Raw genomic sequence first — 15,361 nt, forward strand, 5'->3', positions numbered from 1 at the left:
CTAACCGCCGCGCAATCCAATGTCGGGTTGTGCGGTGCGGTGTAGTTTGACGCATCGCAGAATTTAATCAAGACAAAGCTGCAATTTGTGCCAATATTTTGATTGCCGTTGTCAGCTGTCCACAACTTATTGCTGTTATCCCCAATAAATAGGGTTGCCAGAACCCGGCTCGCGTCGCACCATATTTAGTACAGGCCTACGGGGGAAGCCCGGCTTGTAGAGCAGGCAACTAGCGCTGGGGCGCTGCCAGCCCCGAAATGCTAGAGAGTAGTGAGGTGGCATTATGGCCCTTTCCGAGCAGTTTCTCGAAGAAGACCTTCATCCAATCGATATTGTTGAACATCTGGCCGAACATCACGACTGGGATTTTGACCGCATCGGCGACGATCAAATCGCCATGGCCGTCGAAGGACAGTGGCGCACTTACTCGATCACGCTCGCCTGGTCCCACTATGACGAAACACTCCGTATGGTTTGCTCCTTCGAGATGGAGCCTCCGGCCGGGCGTGAGAATGAGCTGTATGAGTTGCTCAACAAGATGAATGACCAATGCTGGGCAGGCGCATTTACCTATTGGGCCAACCAGAAGCTGATGGTTTATCGGTACGGGCTGGTTCTGGCGGGTGGTCAGATGGCCAGCCCTGAACAGATCGATACCATGATCAGCGCTGCGGTGCTGAGCGCCGAGCGGTATTACCCCGCGATCCAACTGGTGACCTGGGGCAACCGTACGCCCGAAGAAGCGATGCAAGTCGCCATTGCAGAGGCCTACGGCCGCGCGTAAAGCTTTGCCCCGAACCACGCTTTTAGGGGAGGGGCAATCATGGACATGTCACGTGTCGCCGAGCAGGGGCTTGTGCTTCTGGGATGCGGTAAGATGGGGTCCGCAATGTTGGCGGGTTGGCTGGATCACGGTCTGCCCGCCGCATCCGTCTGGGTGATTGACCCATTCCCTTCCGATTGGCTGAAAGAGCAGGGCGTCAATATCAACACGCCACTGCCCGAAGCGCCTGCTGTCGTCCTCGTTGCAGTCAAACCGCAGATGATGGGCGAAGCGCTGCCAGCCATTCAGGCGCTGGGCGGTGGTGGCAGCCTGTTCGTATCCATCGCTGCGGGAACCTCACTGGCGACATTTGAAAGTGTTCTGGGAGAGGATACGCCAATTGTCCGGGCGATGCCGAACACACCTGCTGCGATTCGTCAGGGGATCACGGCGCTGATTGGCAACAAGAGTGCCTCCGATGATGACCTGACGCTTGCGGAAAACCTGCTTTCGGCCATCGGCGAAACTGTTCGTCTTTCAGATGAAGCGCAGATGGATGCCGTAACGGGTCTCAGCGGATCCGGTCCGGCTTATGTATTCCACCTCATCGAATCTCTGGCCAAGGCGGGTGAGGCGCACGGCCTGCCACACGAGCTGGCGATGAAGCTGGCAAAATCCACCGTCGCCGGGGCGGGGGCGCTGGCCATGGCTGCAGAAGAGGACCCGTCTCAGTTGCGGGTCAATGTAACTTCGCCAAACGGGACGACTCAAGCTGCGCTCGAAGTGCTGATGCATGAGGAAAAAGGCTTTCCCGATCTGCTGCATCGCGCTGTCAAAGCCGCAACCAACCGATCCAAGGAGCTGTCGCGTGAGTGAGATTTCCTTTGACGACTTTCTCAAGGTCGATATCCGTGTGGGCGAGGTTACCCGCGCCGAGCCTTACCCTGAGGCGCGGAAGCCCGCGATCAAGATGTGGATCGATTTCGGCGGCGACGTTGGTGAGCGCAAGACATCCGCGCAGATCACCGCGTATTACGACCCTTCCACATTGGTGGGCAAGCAAGTGATGGCCGTGGTGAACTTCCCTCCGCGCCAGATCGGTAAGTTCATGTCCGAGGTTCTGGTGCTGGGCCTGCCGGATGAAAAGGGTGAGATCGTTCTGATCGGACCTGATGGCAAGGTTCCTGTGGGCGGAAGGATGCACTGATGAAGCTCTGGATTACGCGACCTATGACACCTGCGGTCGAAGCACGTGCACGAGCGGATTTCGACGTGGAAATTCGCGAATCAACAGCGCCTTTGAGCCATGACGAGATGGCGCGCGCTTTGTCCGAGTTCGACATCGTGATTCCAACTCTGGGTGATCAGTTTTCAGATCAGGTGTTTGCCGAGGTTCCGTCACCGCGCTGCAAACTGCTCGCCAATTTCGGTGTTGGCTACAATCACATTGATGTCGATGCCGCGCATCAGGCCGGCCTGCAAGTAACCAACACGCCCGGAGCAGTGACCGACGCCACAGCCGACATCGCCATGACTCTGTTGTTGTCCACTGCGCGGCGCGCGGGCGAGGGGGAACGGTTGGTTCGCTCTGGCGAATGGCAGGGCTGGCACCCGACGCAGATGCTGGGTCATCACGTGACCGGCAAACGGGTCGGAATCGTCGGTATGGGCCGGATTGGGCAGGCCATTGCCCGGCGCTGTCATTTCGGTTTTGAAATGCAGGTCGCCTATCTGGCGCGCAGTCGAAAAGAGCTCAACTTTAATGCAGACTACGTGCCCGATCTGCTTGAACTTGCCGCTTCGGTCGATTTCCTTGTTCTGGCTGTTCCCGGCGGTGCTGACACGCGGCATCTGATTAACGCGCCCGTGCTTGAAGCGATGAAACCTTCGGGTATTCTGATCAACATCGCCCGGGGCGAAGTTGTGGACGAATCCGCTCTGATCACTGCGTTGCAGGCCCGTGAAATCGCGGGGGCGGGACTTGATGTCTACGAATTCGAACCCGCTGTCCCACAGGTATTGCGAGAGATGGAGAACGTCACGCTGCTACCTCATCTGGGCACAGCGACCGAAGAGGTGCGCACCGACATGGGCCATATGGCGCTGGACAACGTTGCAGCCTTTGTCGCCGGGCGACCGCTGCCCAATCCTGTCTAAACCCCGACCGCCTCACGCCAGTGTTTGCGGCAGAGCGAGACATAGGTCTCGTTCCCGCCGATCTGCACCTGAGCCCCTTCGGTGATGGCATTGCCGTTCTCGTCCTGACGAATCACCATGGTAGCCTTGCGACCGCATTTGCAGATGGTCCGGACCTCGCGCATCTCGTCGGCCAGCGCAAGCAGCGCAGCAGAGCCGGGGAACAGCTTGCCCTGAAAATCGACGCGCAGCCCATAGGCCAGTACGGGCACTTTCAGATCATCCACGGCCCGTGCCAGTTGCCAGACCTGTTCTTCGGACAGAAACTGGGCTTCGTCGATAAAGACACAAGCCACAGGCCCCTGCTTCAGCCGGGAATCGATCATGGAAAACACGTCATCTTCGGGCAGGAACGTATCTGCCTCGGCCGAGATTCCGATGCGGGATGCGATCCGACCAGATCCCGCACGCCCATCGATCGCGGCGGTCATCAGGTAAGTATCCATGCCGCGCTCGCGATAGTTGTGCGAGGCCTGCAACAACACGGTCGACTTGCCCGCATTCATGGTCGAGTAATTAAAGTAAAGCTTTGCCATGGCGCGGGTCTAAATTGCTGAAACCAATCGGGCAAGTGATCAATGTAACTGGTCCAAGCGACGCCGCCGTCGCGGTCGCAGAGGCCGAGCTGATGCTCTTGGGGATGGATACCCCCGCTTCCACAACAGCGGCGCCGTCGGCCAACATATGGCCAAAACAGCGCAAGGCTTAAATACTGCCTTGCAATCACTCGTTACCGGCATGAACTGCCGCCACTCACTCACAAAAGCCCTCGTTTATCTGAGGGATAGCCAATGTATGACATTTCAATTATGAATCGAGTATGGGAAATTTTCCCGCCCTTTCCCCCGCAAGAGCAGATGGAAAGGGCATCGCAGGTAACAAAGGTACGAACATGGCAGATATCGGGGCCTATCTGAAAAAACATACCGAAGCATTGGTTAAGGATGTTGGAATCGAAGCCGCGTGCGAGATCACCGGAAAATCCAAAGCAACGCTAGGCAGATACTATTCCGACAATGCCGAACATGCCGACAGGTTTATGCCAGTTGATGCCGTTGCCCGGCTCGAGGCGGTAGCGACCTATCCGCATGTGACTTCGGCGCTGGCTGATCTCAAGAACATCACTCTGTCATATGACGGGAGAAACACGGAAGCACCGCGTACAGGCGGTGTGAATTCTGATGTCATCGCTCTCAGTCAGAGGTTCGCGATGCTGATGACCGAGTACCAGGCCGCGATTGAGGACGGTATCATCACGGTAAACGAGGCCAAGCGCTTGCTGAAGGAAACCAGCATGTTGCAGCAGGTCCTGATCGAGATGAAGCTGCATCTCGAGGAAGAAAGCGTTAGCTGACGATTCAGCCTTGCCCAAATGGGTATGGCTGAATCCGCGTACACCCCATGTGGGTTCCCTGACCATTTTCGTACAGGGGCAAAAACAGCGGCAGACCACGTTGAAATTCTCGTACTCGATCGATCGGGCGTCTGATCAACGGCCATGCTGCAGTCAGGGCTTGCCCAGAAAAGCTATCGATTACCTGTTTCCGGTTCGTCATTGCCGAATTGGGCAGTGGGGGCACATCTAGTGCCCCCAATCGTGGCGATTGTGATCAACGATTGTCTTTGCCGCCACCGTGGCCGCCTTTGCCGCCACCATGACCACCCTTGCCGTCGCCACCTTTTCCACCGCCGTGACCGCCTTTGCCTCCGCCGTGGCCACCCTTGCCACCGCCGTCACCGCCTTTGCCGCCACCTTTTCCGCCACCATCACCGGGGCCATCATTTCCGCCGCCATCACCGGGACCGTCGTTTCCGCCGCCATCACCGGGACCGTCGTTTCCGCCGCCATCACCGGGACCGTCGTTTCCGCCGCCATCACCGGGACCGTCGTTTCCGCCGCCATCACCGGGACCGTCGTTTCCGCCGCCATCACCGGGACCGTCGTTTCCACCACCGTCACCGGGACCATCATTGCCGCCGCCATTGCCGGGGTTGTCATTTCCACCCCCACCACCGGGGGCGTCACTACCTCCGCCGTTACCGGGGTTTCCTCCGTTGTTGCCTGACCCCGAATCAAATTCTGTCGACGAACCAAACTCCGCGAAATCGGTCTCACGCCCTTCAAAGCTCGAGGGGCTATTAATGGAGGCCGTCGGGAGGTCACTCAACAAACCTGCGAGTCCGGGGCACATTTGTCCTGTGTTCAATAGGGTGGTTTCGAAATCCGAGCGTTTTTGAAGGCGCTTCAGGAAGCTTGGCGTGACATGCGTACACTCACACATCGCTGCGTAGTCACCGGCGTTTGCCGCGATGCGTGCGGTTCGTGCATCGCAAACCTCTGGTTGGGCCATTGCGCTACCGGCTGCTGTTAACCCAAGGAACGGTGCAGCAACCAATGCGGCCATTCCAGCTCTCGTACTCTTTCGCATGGCGCAACTCTCCTTACGCAGCGTGAACCAATATGCGTTATTGCATTGGGTTCACATGGCGACCGGGAATTAAGAGACGATTTGGATTTTCTGAAGAATGCTTGAGATCAGGTTGCAGAAAGGTATGGCGCGACACGTACGCGCCGTACCTTTTGTAGGTTCAGAATGTCTGAGAACTTTGGCTTATTTGTGCCTTTTGACGATCACAGAGCCCACAGAATAACCCGCTCCGAACGAGCAGATCAGGCCGATATCACCTTCCTGAAGATCATCTGAATGTTTGGAAAACGCAATGATCGACCCGGCAGAAGAGGTGTTGGCATAATCCTGCAGGATATTGGGTTGCTCACCTGCTTCGGGTTCGCGGCCCAGAACTTTTTTACCGATGAAGTCGTTCATCGTCTTGTTCGCCTGATGTAGCCAAAGCCGCTTCAGATCACCGCTCTCGACACCTTCGGCGTCCATGTGATCACTGATGTGGCGGCTGACCATCGGCAGCACTTCTTTGAACACCTTGCGACCGTTCTGCATGAACTGCATGTCACGGCGATCGATCATACCGTCCGGGCGTGAGCGACGCAGAAAGCCGTTGTTGTTGCGGATGTTGTTCGAAAACTCGGTGGCGCAGCGGGTCGACAGGATTTCGAAATGCGGACCTTCTGCATTTTCAATCCGTTCGATCAAGGTGGCCGTCGCCACATCCCCAAAGATAAAGTGGCAATCGCGGTCACGCCATTCTAGATGGCCAGAGCAGATCTCGGGATTCACCACAAGTGCCGAACGAACTGAGCCGGACCGGACCATGTCCGCAGCTGCCTGAATGCCAAAGGTCGCGGATGAACAGGCGACATTCATGTCAAAGCCGAACCCGTTGATGCCCAACGCCTGCTGTATTTCGATCGCAACTGCCGGATAGGCGCGTTCGTGGTTCGAGGCCGCGCAGATCACCAAATCAACATCTTCTGCCGTGCGTCCGGCCTGTGCCAGAGCCTTTTTGCAGGCGTCCACCGCCATCTCGGTCATGATCCCGGGCTCGTCATCATTCCGCTGACGTAACGTGGGGTACATGATGTCGGGGTTAAGGACGCCGGTTTTGTCCATCACATAGCGGTTTTCGATGCCCGAGGCCTTGAGGATAAACTCCTCCGAGGAATGTTGCATCGGTTCCATGCGTCCGGCGGCAATTGCCTCGGCGTTTTCAGCGTTCTTCTTGTCCGCATATGCGTTGAACGCCTGAACAAGCTCTGCATTCGTGATGACGTTCTCTGGCGTGAAAACACCGGTACCGGTGATGGCGGGCGTATACATGGCGGGTCCTGAATGTTTCGGATTTGCCCAAAATGCAGTCACCGCAGGATTTGATCAAGAGATGTTTACCTAACGGAATATGGGGTATTTTGCCGATTTCAACTTCACATCTTGAATAGTTCAGATTTCGAAGTATATGGCGCCTAACTTCCATGGAGCCCCACCATGCCGGATGACATCAGTAGCCGACTAGGACGCCTCACGCCTGAGATTCAGGCGATGATGGGCGTCTATGCGCTATACTGGAAACTCGAAGAGAGCTTTGATTGCATCGAAACCGACCTGAGCCATCAGGAATGTCACATGCTGATCAAGCTGGATCAGCCCAAACGCATGGGCATTCTGGCGGCTGATATGCTGACCGTGCCGTCCACCATCACTGCCACCGCAGATGCGCTGGAAGAGGCCGGTTATCTCGCGCGTCAGCGTGATCCCGAAGATCGCCGTGCCTGGCTGCTGGTCCTGACCGAGCAGGGCGAAGAAGCCCGCAACATGCTGGTGACAGTCGCCGGAGAGCTGTTTCAGACCGCCTCCGGCCTGAACGCCGAAGAAACCGCAGAATTCGCGCGTCTGGCGCGCAAAATCAGAGACAACATACTGAAAACGGGAATTCCCGAGGGATTGAAGAAATGAAACTCCTGACCTCTTTGGGCCTCGCTCTGGCCGTTCTGGCATCACCAATTGCCGCTCAAGAAACCCCCAAACCGGTAAAACTGATGCTGGTACGTGAAACAGCCCCAGGTTTCTCGCGCCAGTTCTTCGGCCGTGTCGCTGCACGCCAGACGGTTGACCTGGCCTTTCAGGTCGCAGGGCAAATCGTTGATATGCCGGTGACCGAAGGGTTCGTGATTGCAAAGGGCGATCTGATCGCCAGCCTGGATCAGGAACCGTTCGAGCTTCAGCTTGACCGCGCCCGCCTGCAGAAAGAGCAGGCCGACCGCACAGTCGCCCGTCTGTCACGTCTGCGTGGCACAACGGCCAGCCAGGTCGCCGTCGATGATGCCGAGACCAACGCTCAACTGGCCGCGATTGCCTTGCGCGATGCGGAATACGAGCTGGAGCATGCCACTCTGACCGCGCCATTCGATGCGCTGGTCTCCAGCCGTGCGGTCGAGGCATTCACCACCATCTCTGCCGGCACCCCCATCGTTCGGATCCACGACATGTCCGAGCTGCGGATCGAGGTGGACGTGCCTGAAATCCTGTTCCAGCGCTCCGGCCAGCAGGATGACATCACGATCACTGCGAAATTCCCTGTCAGCGATCAAATCTTCCCGCTCGAGATTCGTGAGTTCGACGCTGAAACCTCCAGCGTTGGCCAGACATTCCGCATCCAGTTCGGCCTGACCCCGCCGGAAGGTCTGCAAATTCTTCCCGGGTCCTCTGTCACAGTGAATGTGCAGGTACAGGATCAGCGCACCGGCATCGTCGTCCCGGCCACTGCAATCGTTGCAGGCGCCGACGGAGAGCTGGGCGTGATGGTCTTTTCCCCGGTTGGCGCTGAGGAAGGCACCATCCGTCGCGTTCCGGTAACGATCGAACCGACGCAAACGGGCGATGTTCGTGTCCTGTCGGGCTTGTCCGACGGGGATGAGATCGTTGTCGCCGGCGGTGGTACTCTGACCGACGGTCAGGCCGTACGCCGCTTTAGCGGCTTTGCGAACTGAAGGGCGGACAGATGAATATCGCGCGCGCGTCTATAGACCGGCCAATCTACACTTGGCTCGTTATCCTGATCGCATTGTTCGGAGGCATCTGGGGGTTCTCGTCCCTCGGGCGGCTCGAGGATCCAGCCTTCACCATCAAACAGGCGGTCATAGCAACTCAATATCCCGGTGCGACTGCAGAACAAGTGGCTCTGGAAGTGTCCGAGCCTCTGGAATCCGCCATCCAGCAAATGGGCGAGGTGGATGTCATCACCTCGGTCAACCAGCCGGGCCAGTCGCTGATCGAGGTGGAAATCAAATCCACCTATGACGGTTCTGAACTGCCTGACATCTGGACCCGCCTGCGCGCCAAGGTGCGCGATGCGGCACGCGGTTTGCCCTCTGGCGTCGGCACTCCCTATGTAAACGACGGGTTCGGTGACGTCTTTGGCCTATTTTACGCAGTCACAGCCGAAGGATTCTCGGATGCGGAAAAGCATGAGCTCGCAACGTTTCTGCGACGGGAATTGCTGACCGTCGATGGCGTTGCCGATGTCGAAGTCCAGGGCTTGCCGGATGAGGCGATTTTTGTCGAACCCGACCTGTCGATATCCGTAAACCAGAACGTTCCGCTGCAGGCGATCAATGAGGCGATTGCCAATGCCGACTCAGTGAACGCATCAGGCTCGCTTCGATCCGACAGTGACCGGACAACAATTCTGACTGCGGAAGGCTCTGACAGTGTTTCGGCCATTGCCGGATTGTCGGTTGGTTCGCAGGGACAGGTCATCAACCTGTTCGACATGTCCGATGTCTATCGCGGTCGCCAGAACGACCCTGACATCATGATCCGGTTCAACGGGACCGAAGCATTCACTCTCGGGATTGCGGGTCTTGCAACTGAGAACATTGTCGAGGTTGGCAAACGTGCAGATGCCAAGTTCGCAGAGCTCGACAATGAAATTCCCTTTGGCGTCGAGATCCTGCCGATCTATCAGCAGCACGTCGTGGTCGAGCAAGCCTCGAACGATTTTCTCGTGAACCTCGCCATGTCAGTGGCAATCGTTGTTCTGGTGCTGGCTATATTCATGGGCTGGCGCGCGGCTGTAGTAGTGGGCTCGACCCTGTTGCTGACAGTGGTCGGCACGTTGCTCTTCATGTCCCTGTTCTCGATCGAGATGGAGCGTATTTCGCTTGGTGCCCTGATCATTGCCATGGGTATGCTCGTGGACAACGCCATCGTTGTGGCCGAGGGGATGCAAATCTCGATGCTGCGCGGCAAGTCCTCGCGTGATGCGGCAGAAGAGGTTGCGTCGAAAACACAAGTCCCGCTGTTAGGCGCGACAGTTATCGGCATCATGGCCTTTGCCGGCATCGGCCTCAGCCCGGACGCAACAGGCGAATTCCTGTTCTCGCTCTTTGCAGTTATCGGCATCTCACTGCTGCTCAGCTGGGTGCTTGCGATCACGGTGACACCTCTTCTCGGTCACTACTTCTTCAAGCAGGGTAAAGAGGGTGAGGTAGATGCCTATGGCGGAATTCTGTTCCGTGTGTATGGGGGCATCCTGAGCTGGGCCTTGCGCTTCCGCTGGCTGGTTGTTGTGGGTCTCGTCGGGGTCACGGTTGTCTGTTTCGCAGGTTTTGGTCTGATGAAGCAGCAGTTCTTCCCCAATTCCAACACGCCGCTGTTCTTTGTTCACTACAAACTGCCTCAGGGCACGCCCATCGCGCGTACAGCCGAGGATATGGCCGTGTTCGAAGAATGGCTGGCCGAGCGTGATGACGTGGTCTCTGTCGCTACCTTCGTGGGGCAGGGGGCGACACGCTTCATGCTGACCTACGCAGCAGAAAAGCCAAACCCCAGCTACGGCCACATGATCATCCGCACAGAGTCGCTGGATGACATTCCGGCGCTGCAGGCTGATCTTGCCGCATTCGGTTCGGCGCAGTTCCCCGAAGGTGAGTTCCGCACCAAGCGGCTGATTTTCGGTCCCGGTGGTGGTGATCCGATTCAGGCGCGCTTCTCGGGCAGCGACCCGGTTGTGTTGCGGCAGCTTGCTGACGAGGCCGTGCAGCGCATGTCCGAGGCATCCGAGAATGCCCTGCACGTGCACCACGACTGGCGCGAACAGGAACTGGCTGTACAGCCGATCTACGCGACCGAACGCGCCCAGACCGCCGGTGTGACCCGTGAAGATATCGCGGCCACCCTGCAGTTCTCGACAGATGGTATCACCGGAGGTGTCCTGCGCGAGCGGGATCGCCTGATCCCGATCATCTTGCGCCGTCCGGCGGACGGAGATTACTCGATTGTCGATCAGGTGGTGTATTCGGACCAGTCCCAGAAGTTTGTACCAATCGAACAAATGGTGGATGGGTTCGAGTACAAATCACTCAATACGCTGGTTCATCGACGTGACCGAGTGCTTACGATTACGGTGGGTGCAGAAATCCCGCCCGAATTGACGGCGGCTCAGGTTCACTCCGAAGTGCGCAGTGCAATCGAGGATATGGAACTGCCACTTGGCTACAAGATGGAGTGGGGTGGCGAGTTCGAGGATTCGGGCGATGCGCAGGAGAGCCTGGGTAAGCAGTTACCACTCAGCCTGCTGATCATGGTGCTGATTTCCGTTTTGCTTTTCAACGCGATACGTCAGCCAATCATTATCTGGCTGCTGGTGCCGATGTCGGTGAATGGTGTTGTGATTGGTCTGCTTGGTACAGGACTTCCCTTTACCTTCACCGCTCTGCTGGGGCTGCTCAGCCTGTCGGGTATGCTGATCAAGAACGGTATCGTTCTGGTCGAGGAAATCGATCTGGTACGCGAAACGGGCAAACCCCTGCGCGAATCCATCATCGAAGCCTCGGTCTCGCGTCTGCGCCCCGTCATGCTGGCTGCCATCACCACGATCCTGGGCATGGCGCCATTGCTGACAGACGCGTTCTTTGTCTCGATGGCGGTGACGATCATGGGTGGTCTGGCCTTTGCCACGATCCTCACCATGGTCGCGGCCCCTGTCTTCTACATGATCTTTTTCTCGCGAGAGGAAAAACGAAGACTGGCGGCAGCGTGAACAAACAGGGGCGGCTGGATCAGCCGCCCTTATCTTTTTCCGGGTCGTAGTGATAACAAAAGCAAGAAAGCTTGTTGCCATCCGGATCGCGCAGATAAGCCACATAGAAATCAGGCTCATACCGATCTCTGACGCCCGGTCCACCTTCGTCTGTTCCACCATTTGCTAGCCCGGCCTCGTGGAACCTGCGAACCTGACCCGCATCCTTTGCCGGAAAGGCGATCATTGTACCGTTACCGTTGCTTGCTTGCACTCCGTCATACGGGGCACATATCCAGAATCCGACTCCTTCATCGGGTTCCGTACCCCATCCTGCCCAGCCTTCTGACCACCCGGGCAGGCGCGGTTGTTCTAAGACCGAGAAGATTGCGTCATAGAAACGGATAGCTCGCGGCAGGTTGTTCGATCCGTAGGTGGTAAAAAGTTTCACGGGTTTTCTCCCTGACTGACGTAGCAATCATGCGGCGCCTTGGTTGGTCGTGGAAGAACAAAAAAAGCCCCGGCGGAACCGGGGCTTTGATCATCTGACAATGATGGGATTTATCCCTGCAGGGATTTCACCGCGACATCCCCTTCGGCCTGTGCCTTGATCGCCAGTGCCGCTGCATGGCTGGCTGCAGCTGTGGTGTAGTAGGGGATCTTGTCATAGAGCGCGATAGACCGGATTGCCTTGCTGTCTTCAACAGCCTGCGCACCCTCGGTGGTGTTCATCACCAGCTGCACCTGACCATCTTTCAGCATGTCGACCACGTCCGGGCGACCCTCGTAGACCTTATTGACGACATCACAAGCGACGCCTTGTTGTTCCAGCCAGGTCTGGGTCCCGCGGGTTGCCACCAGCGAGAAGCCTTGTGCGGCAAGCACTTGTGCGGCCTCAAGCATTGCGGGTGTCTTGTCCGCGTCTTTGATCGAGATGAAGGCACGACCCGAAGACGGCAGCACCATCCCGGCACCCATTTGCGCCTTAAGGAAGGCGCGCGGGAAATCGCGATCCCAGCCCATGACTTCACCTGTCGAGCGCATTTCTGGGCCGAGGATCGTGTCGACGCCAGGGAACCGGGCAAAAGGCAGCACGGCCTCTTTCACCGAGAACCACGGCATGTCCGGATCGGCCAGCGTCATCTGATCGGCGATCTTGGTATCCTGACCTTCCTGATATGCTGGGCGCATCGGGAAGTTCGAAAGCTTCTCACCCGCCATCACACGTGCAGCGATCGATGCAATCGCACTGTCGGTGGCCTTGGCCACGAATGGGACAGTCCGCGAAGCGCGCGGGTTTACCTCGATCAGGTAGATCTCATCATCCTTGATCGCGAATTGCACGTTCATCAGGCCAACAACGTTCAGCGCCTTGGCCAGCTTGAATGCCTGATCCTTGATCTGCTCGATGATCTCTTTCGACAGCGAGTAGGGCGGCAGCGAACAGGCCGAGTCACCCGAGTGGACGCCTGCCTCTTCGATATGCTGCATTATGCCTGCAACGTGAACGTCGGTGCCATCGCATAGCGCATCGACGTCCAGTTCCACCGCACCGGCCAGATAGCTGTCCAGCAGAACCGGGCTGTCGCCCGAGACCACAACGGCCTCGTTGATGTAGCGGCGCAGCTGATCCATATCGCGCACGATTTCCATCGCGCGGCCACCCAGAACGTAAGAGGGGCGGATCACCAGCGGGAAACCGATCTCTTCGGCGATTTCCAGCGCCTGTTCATCGGTCGAAGCAATGCCGTTTTTGGGCTGTTTCAGACCCAGTTCATTGACCAGTGCCTGGAAGCGTTCACGGTCTTCGGCCAAATCGATGGCGTCCGGTGTGGTGCCGAGGATCGGAATGCCTTCTGCTTCCAATGCGTTCGCCAGTTTCAGCGGTGTCTGGCCCCCGAATTGAACGATCACACCGTGCAGAGTGCCGTTTTCCTGTTCCTTCGTCAGGATTTCCATGACGTGTTCAAAGGTCAGCGGCTCGAAATACAGGCGGTCCGAGGTGTCATAGTCGGTCGAGACCGTCTCGGGGTTGCAGTTGACCATGATGGTCTCATACCCAGCCTCGGTCAGCGCGAAACAAGCGTGACAGCAGCAATAGTCAAACTCGATGCCCTGACCGATCCGGTTTGGGCCACCGCCGAGGATGACGACCTTTTTGCGGTCGCTCGGGCGTGCCTCGCACTCAACCTCACCCATCATTGGGGCCTCGTAGGTCGAATACATGTACGGCGTCTGTGCCTCGAACTCGGCGGCGCAGGTGTCGATGCGTTTGAAGACGGCATTGACCCCGAGGTTGCGGCGCGCGCGGCGAACGTTGTCTTCATCACGGCCAGTCAGATTGCCCAAACGTGCGTCAGTGAAGCCCAGCATTTTCAGCTTGCGGATGCCTTCTTCGGTCACCGGCAGGCCGTCCTTGCGGACCTGACGTTCGGCGTCGATGATCTCGCGGATGCGGGCCAGAAACCACGGGTCGAACTTGGTGACGCCAAAAATCTCGTCATCGGTAAGGCCGTGGCGCATGGCTTGTGCAATGGTGCGCAGACGGTCAGGCGTTTGCTGGCTGATCGCCTTTATCACGGCAGCTTTGTCACTGGTCTCTTCCCAGAGGCCAACGTTCAGTCCGGGGATTTCGATCTCATCAAACCCGGTCAGACCTGATTCCATTGAGGCCAGAGCTTTCTGCATCGATTCGTGGATCGTACGGCCGATGGACATGGCCTCTCCCACCGACTTCATCGCGGTGGTCAGGTAGGGCTCAGATCCCGGGAATTTCTCAAAGGCGAATTTCGGGATCTTGGTGACGATATAGTCGATGGTCGGCTCGAACGAGGCCGGTGTGACCTTGGTGATGTCGTTATCCAGCTCGTCCAGCGTGTAACCTACAGCCAACTTGGCCGCGATCTTGGCAATCGGGAACCCGGTCGCTTTTGAAGCCAGCGCCGAAGACCGCGAGACGCGCGGGTTCATCTCGATCACGACCATGCGGCCATCGACCGGGTTGATCGCCCATTGCACGTTCGAGCCACCGGTTTCGACGCCGATCTCGCGCAGCACGGCAATCGAGTGATTGCGCATGATCTGGTATTCTTTGTCAGTGAGAGTCAGGGCAGGGGCCACGGTGATCGAGTCACCTGTATGCACGCCCATCGGGTCAACGTTCTCGATCGAACAGACGATGATGGCGTTGTCGGCAGTGTCGCGCACCACCTCCATCTCATATTCTTTCCAACCCAGCAGGCTTTCGTCGATCAGGATCTGGCCTACGGGTGAGGCATCCATACCTGAACGGCAAATATGGATGTAATCCTCGCGGTTATAAGCCACGCCGCCACCGGTACCGCCCAGCGTAAAGGCGGGGCGGATAATTGCAGGCAGCCCCACAGTTTCAAGCGTATCCAGCGCCAGTGTTACACCGGCGTCGAGATCTTTCTTTCCGCTCTCGTCCTTGGGGGCCGTCACGATCTCGGCTTTCGGGTTTTCGATACCCAGGCGATCCATCGCTTCGCGGAACAGGGCGCGGTCCTCGGCCATTTCGATGGCATCACGCTTGGCGCCAATCATCTCGACACCGAACTTTTCCAGCACACCCATCTCTTCCAGCGCCAGCGAGGTGTTCAGGCCGGTCTGTCCGCCCATGGTGGGCAGCAGGGCGTCGGGACGTTCTTTCTCGATGATCTTGGCGACAACCTCGGGCGTGATGGGTTCGATATAGGTGGCATCCGCCAGCCCGGGGTCGGTCATGATTGTGGCCGGGTTTGAGTTCACCAGGATAACCCGGTACCCTTCCTCACGTAGCGCCTTACACGCTTGTGCGCCTGAGTAGTCGAACTCGCAGGCTTGTCCGATGACAATGGGGCCCGCCCCGATGATCATGATCGACTGAATGTCGGTTCTCTTCGGCATGGCCTGGCCCCTTCGATTTTGCACGAGTCACGGGCGCCGCCCAAGCGCCCAAATTGTCGT

General features: G+C 57.7%; 13 protein-coding genes. 8 read left to right on the plus strand and 5 right to left on the minus strand.

What is annotated here, in order from left to right; all coding sequences use genetic code 11:
- Positions 1-283: 283 nt before the first annotated feature.
- From GOX61_RS04025 to GOX61_RS04040, 4 genes are read left to right on the plus strand one after another with little or no spacing between them, the layout of a single operon-like run.
- Positions 284-784: a YbjN domain-containing protein gene (locus GOX61_RS04025; protein ID WP_155137255.1), complete on the plus strand. Its 501-nt coding sequence runs from the start codon at positions 284-286 to the stop codon at positions 782-784.
- Between the two features lie 39 nt (positions 785-823).
- A complete protein-coding gene (gene proC, locus GOX61_RS04030) occupies positions 824-1,639 on the plus strand; it encodes a pyrroline-5-carboxylate reductase (protein WP_170331443.1) in 816 nt (271 codons plus the stop codon).
- On the plus strand, positions 1,632-1,970 hold the full coding sequence (locus tag GOX61_RS04035) for a tRNA-binding protein (RefSeq protein ID WP_170331445.1): 339 nt from the start codon (positions 1,632-1,634) through the stop codon (positions 1,968-1,970). Before proC ends, GOX61_RS04035 begins: the two co-directional genes overlap by 8 nt.
- Complete coding sequence (locus GOX61_RS04040; protein WP_170331447.1) at positions 1,970-2,920, plus strand: 2-hydroxyacid dehydrogenase; 951 nt, start codon at positions 1,970-1,972, stop codon at positions 2,918-2,920. Before GOX61_RS04035 ends, GOX61_RS04040 begins: the two co-directional genes overlap by 1 nt.
- Here GOX61_RS04040 and GOX61_RS04045 read toward each other — a convergent pair.
- Positions 2,917-3,495, minus strand: coding sequence for a thymidine kinase (locus tag GOX61_RS04045; RefSeq protein WP_170331449.1), 579 nt, complete (start codon positions 3,493-3,495; stop codon positions 2,917-2,919). The genes GOX61_RS04040 and GOX61_RS04045 overlap by 4 nt on opposite strands.
- Before the next feature lie 356 nt (positions 3,496-3,851).
- Here GOX61_RS04045 and GOX61_RS04050 point away from each other — a divergent pair, with 356 nt between their 5' ends.
- Positions 3,852-4,313: a hypothetical protein gene (locus tag GOX61_RS04050; protein ID WP_155137288.1), complete on the plus strand. Its 462-nt coding sequence runs from the start codon at positions 3,852-3,854 to the stop codon at positions 4,311-4,313.
- A gap of 256 nt (positions 4,314-4,569) precedes the next feature.
- Here the strand turns inward: GOX61_RS04050 and GOX61_RS22335 are convergent, their stop codons facing one another.
- Both GOX61_RS22335 and GOX61_RS04060 read right to left on the minus strand, forming a co-directional pair.
- Entirely contained in the window at positions 4,570-5,388 is an 819-nt protein-coding gene (locus tag GOX61_RS22335; protein WP_217353755.1) for a hypothetical protein, read from the minus strand.
- Positions 5,389-5,571: 183 nt separating this feature from the next.
- Positions 5,572-6,696 carry a beta-ketoacyl-ACP synthase III gene (locus GOX61_RS04060; RefSeq protein ID WP_170331451.1) on the minus strand — a complete coding sequence of 375 codons (1,125 nt, stop codon included), beginning with the start codon at positions 6,694-6,696 and terminating at the stop codon, positions 5,572-5,574.
- Between the two features lie 165 nt (positions 6,697-6,861).
- Here GOX61_RS04060 and GOX61_RS04065 point away from each other — a divergent pair, with 165 nt between their 5' ends.
- Genes GOX61_RS04065 through GOX61_RS04075 form a run of 3 tightly spaced genes read left to right on the plus strand, consistent with a single transcriptional unit; the run spans position 6,862 to position 11,416 of the window.
- Positions 6,862-7,329 (plus strand): MarR family winged helix-turn-helix transcriptional regulator, encoded by a 468-nt coding sequence (locus GOX61_RS04065; RefSeq protein ID WP_155145503.1) that lies wholly within the window; start codon positions 6,862-6,864, stop codon positions 7,327-7,329.
- Positions 7,326-8,363: an efflux RND transporter periplasmic adaptor subunit gene (locus GOX61_RS04070; RefSeq protein ID WP_170331453.1), complete on the plus strand. Its 1,038-nt coding sequence runs from the start codon at positions 7,326-7,328 to the stop codon at positions 8,361-8,363. The genes GOX61_RS04065 and GOX61_RS04070 overlap by 4 nt, the downstream gene beginning before the upstream one ends.
- A gap of 11 nt (positions 8,364-8,374) precedes the next feature.
- A complete protein-coding gene (locus tag GOX61_RS04075) occupies positions 8,375-11,416 on the plus strand; it encodes an efflux RND transporter permease subunit (protein WP_170331455.1) in 3,042 nt (1,013 codons plus the stop codon).
- A gap of 19 nt (positions 11,417-11,435) precedes the next feature.
- Here GOX61_RS04075 and GOX61_RS04080 read toward each other — a convergent pair whose 3' ends face one another.
- A complete protein-coding gene (locus GOX61_RS04080; RefSeq protein WP_170331457.1) occupies positions 11,436-11,846 on the minus strand; it encodes a VOC family protein in 411 nt (136 codons plus the stop codon).
- A 110-nt stretch (positions 11,847-11,956) separates the two neighbouring features.
- The gene (gene carB, locus GOX61_RS04085) at positions 11,957-15,301 is read right to left on the minus strand and encodes a carbamoyl-phosphate synthase large subunit (protein ID WP_170331459.1); all 3,345 of its coding nucleotides are present in this window, start codon (positions 15,299-15,301) and stop codon (positions 11,957-11,959) included.
- Positions 15,302-15,361: the final 60 nt, after the last annotated feature.

The organism is Ruegeria arenilitoris (assembly GCF_013030265.1).
Taxonomy (GTDB): Bacteria; Pseudomonadota; Alphaproteobacteria; order Rhodobacterales; family Rhodobacteraceae; genus Ruegeria; species Ruegeria arenilitoris_E.

What these genes read in the sequence shown, in the direction of transcription:
- GOX61_RS04060 (WP_170331451.1), bottom strand. Translation starts at nt 6,696, where the DNA reads ATGTATACGCCCGCCATCACCGGTACCGGTGTTTTCACGCCAGAGAAC.
- GOX61_RS22335 (WP_217353755.1), bottom strand. Translation starts at nt 5,388, where the DNA reads ATGCGAAAGAGTACGAGAGCTGGAATGGCCGCATTGGTTGCTGCACCG.
- GOX61_RS04040 (WP_170331447.1), top strand. Translation starts at nt 1,970, where the DNA reads ATGAAGCTCTGGATTACGCGACCTATGACACCTGCGGTCGAAGCACGT.
- GOX61_RS04025 (WP_155137255.1), top strand. Translation starts at nt 284, where the DNA reads ATGGCCCTTTCCGAGCAGTTTCTCGAAGAAGACCTTCATCCAATCGAT.
- carB (WP_170331459.1), bottom strand. Translation starts at nt 15,301, where the DNA reads ATGCCGAAGAGAACCGACATTCAGTCGATCATGATCATCGGGGCGGGC.
- GOX61_RS04065 (WP_155145503.1), top strand. Translation starts at nt 6,862, where the DNA reads ATGCCGGATGACATCAGTAGCCGACTAGGACGCCTCACGCCTGAGATT.
- GOX61_RS04070 (WP_170331453.1), top strand. Translation starts at nt 7,326, where the DNA reads ATGAAACTCCTGACCTCTTTGGGCCTCGCTCTGGCCGTTCTGGCATCA.
- GOX61_RS04050 (WP_155137288.1), top strand. Translation starts at nt 3,852, where the DNA reads ATGGCAGATATCGGGGCCTATCTGAAAAAACATACCGAAGCATTGGTT.
- proC (WP_170331443.1), top strand. Translation starts at nt 824, where the DNA reads ATGGACATGTCACGTGTCGCCGAGCAGGGGCTTGTGCTTCTGGGATGC.
- GOX61_RS04045 (WP_170331449.1), bottom strand. Translation starts at nt 3,495, where the DNA reads ATGGCAAAGCTTTACTTTAATTACTCGACCATGAATGCGGGCAAGTCG.
- GOX61_RS04075 (WP_170331455.1), top strand. Translation starts at nt 8,375, where the DNA reads ATGAATATCGCGCGCGCGTCTATAGACCGGCCAATCTACACTTGGCTC.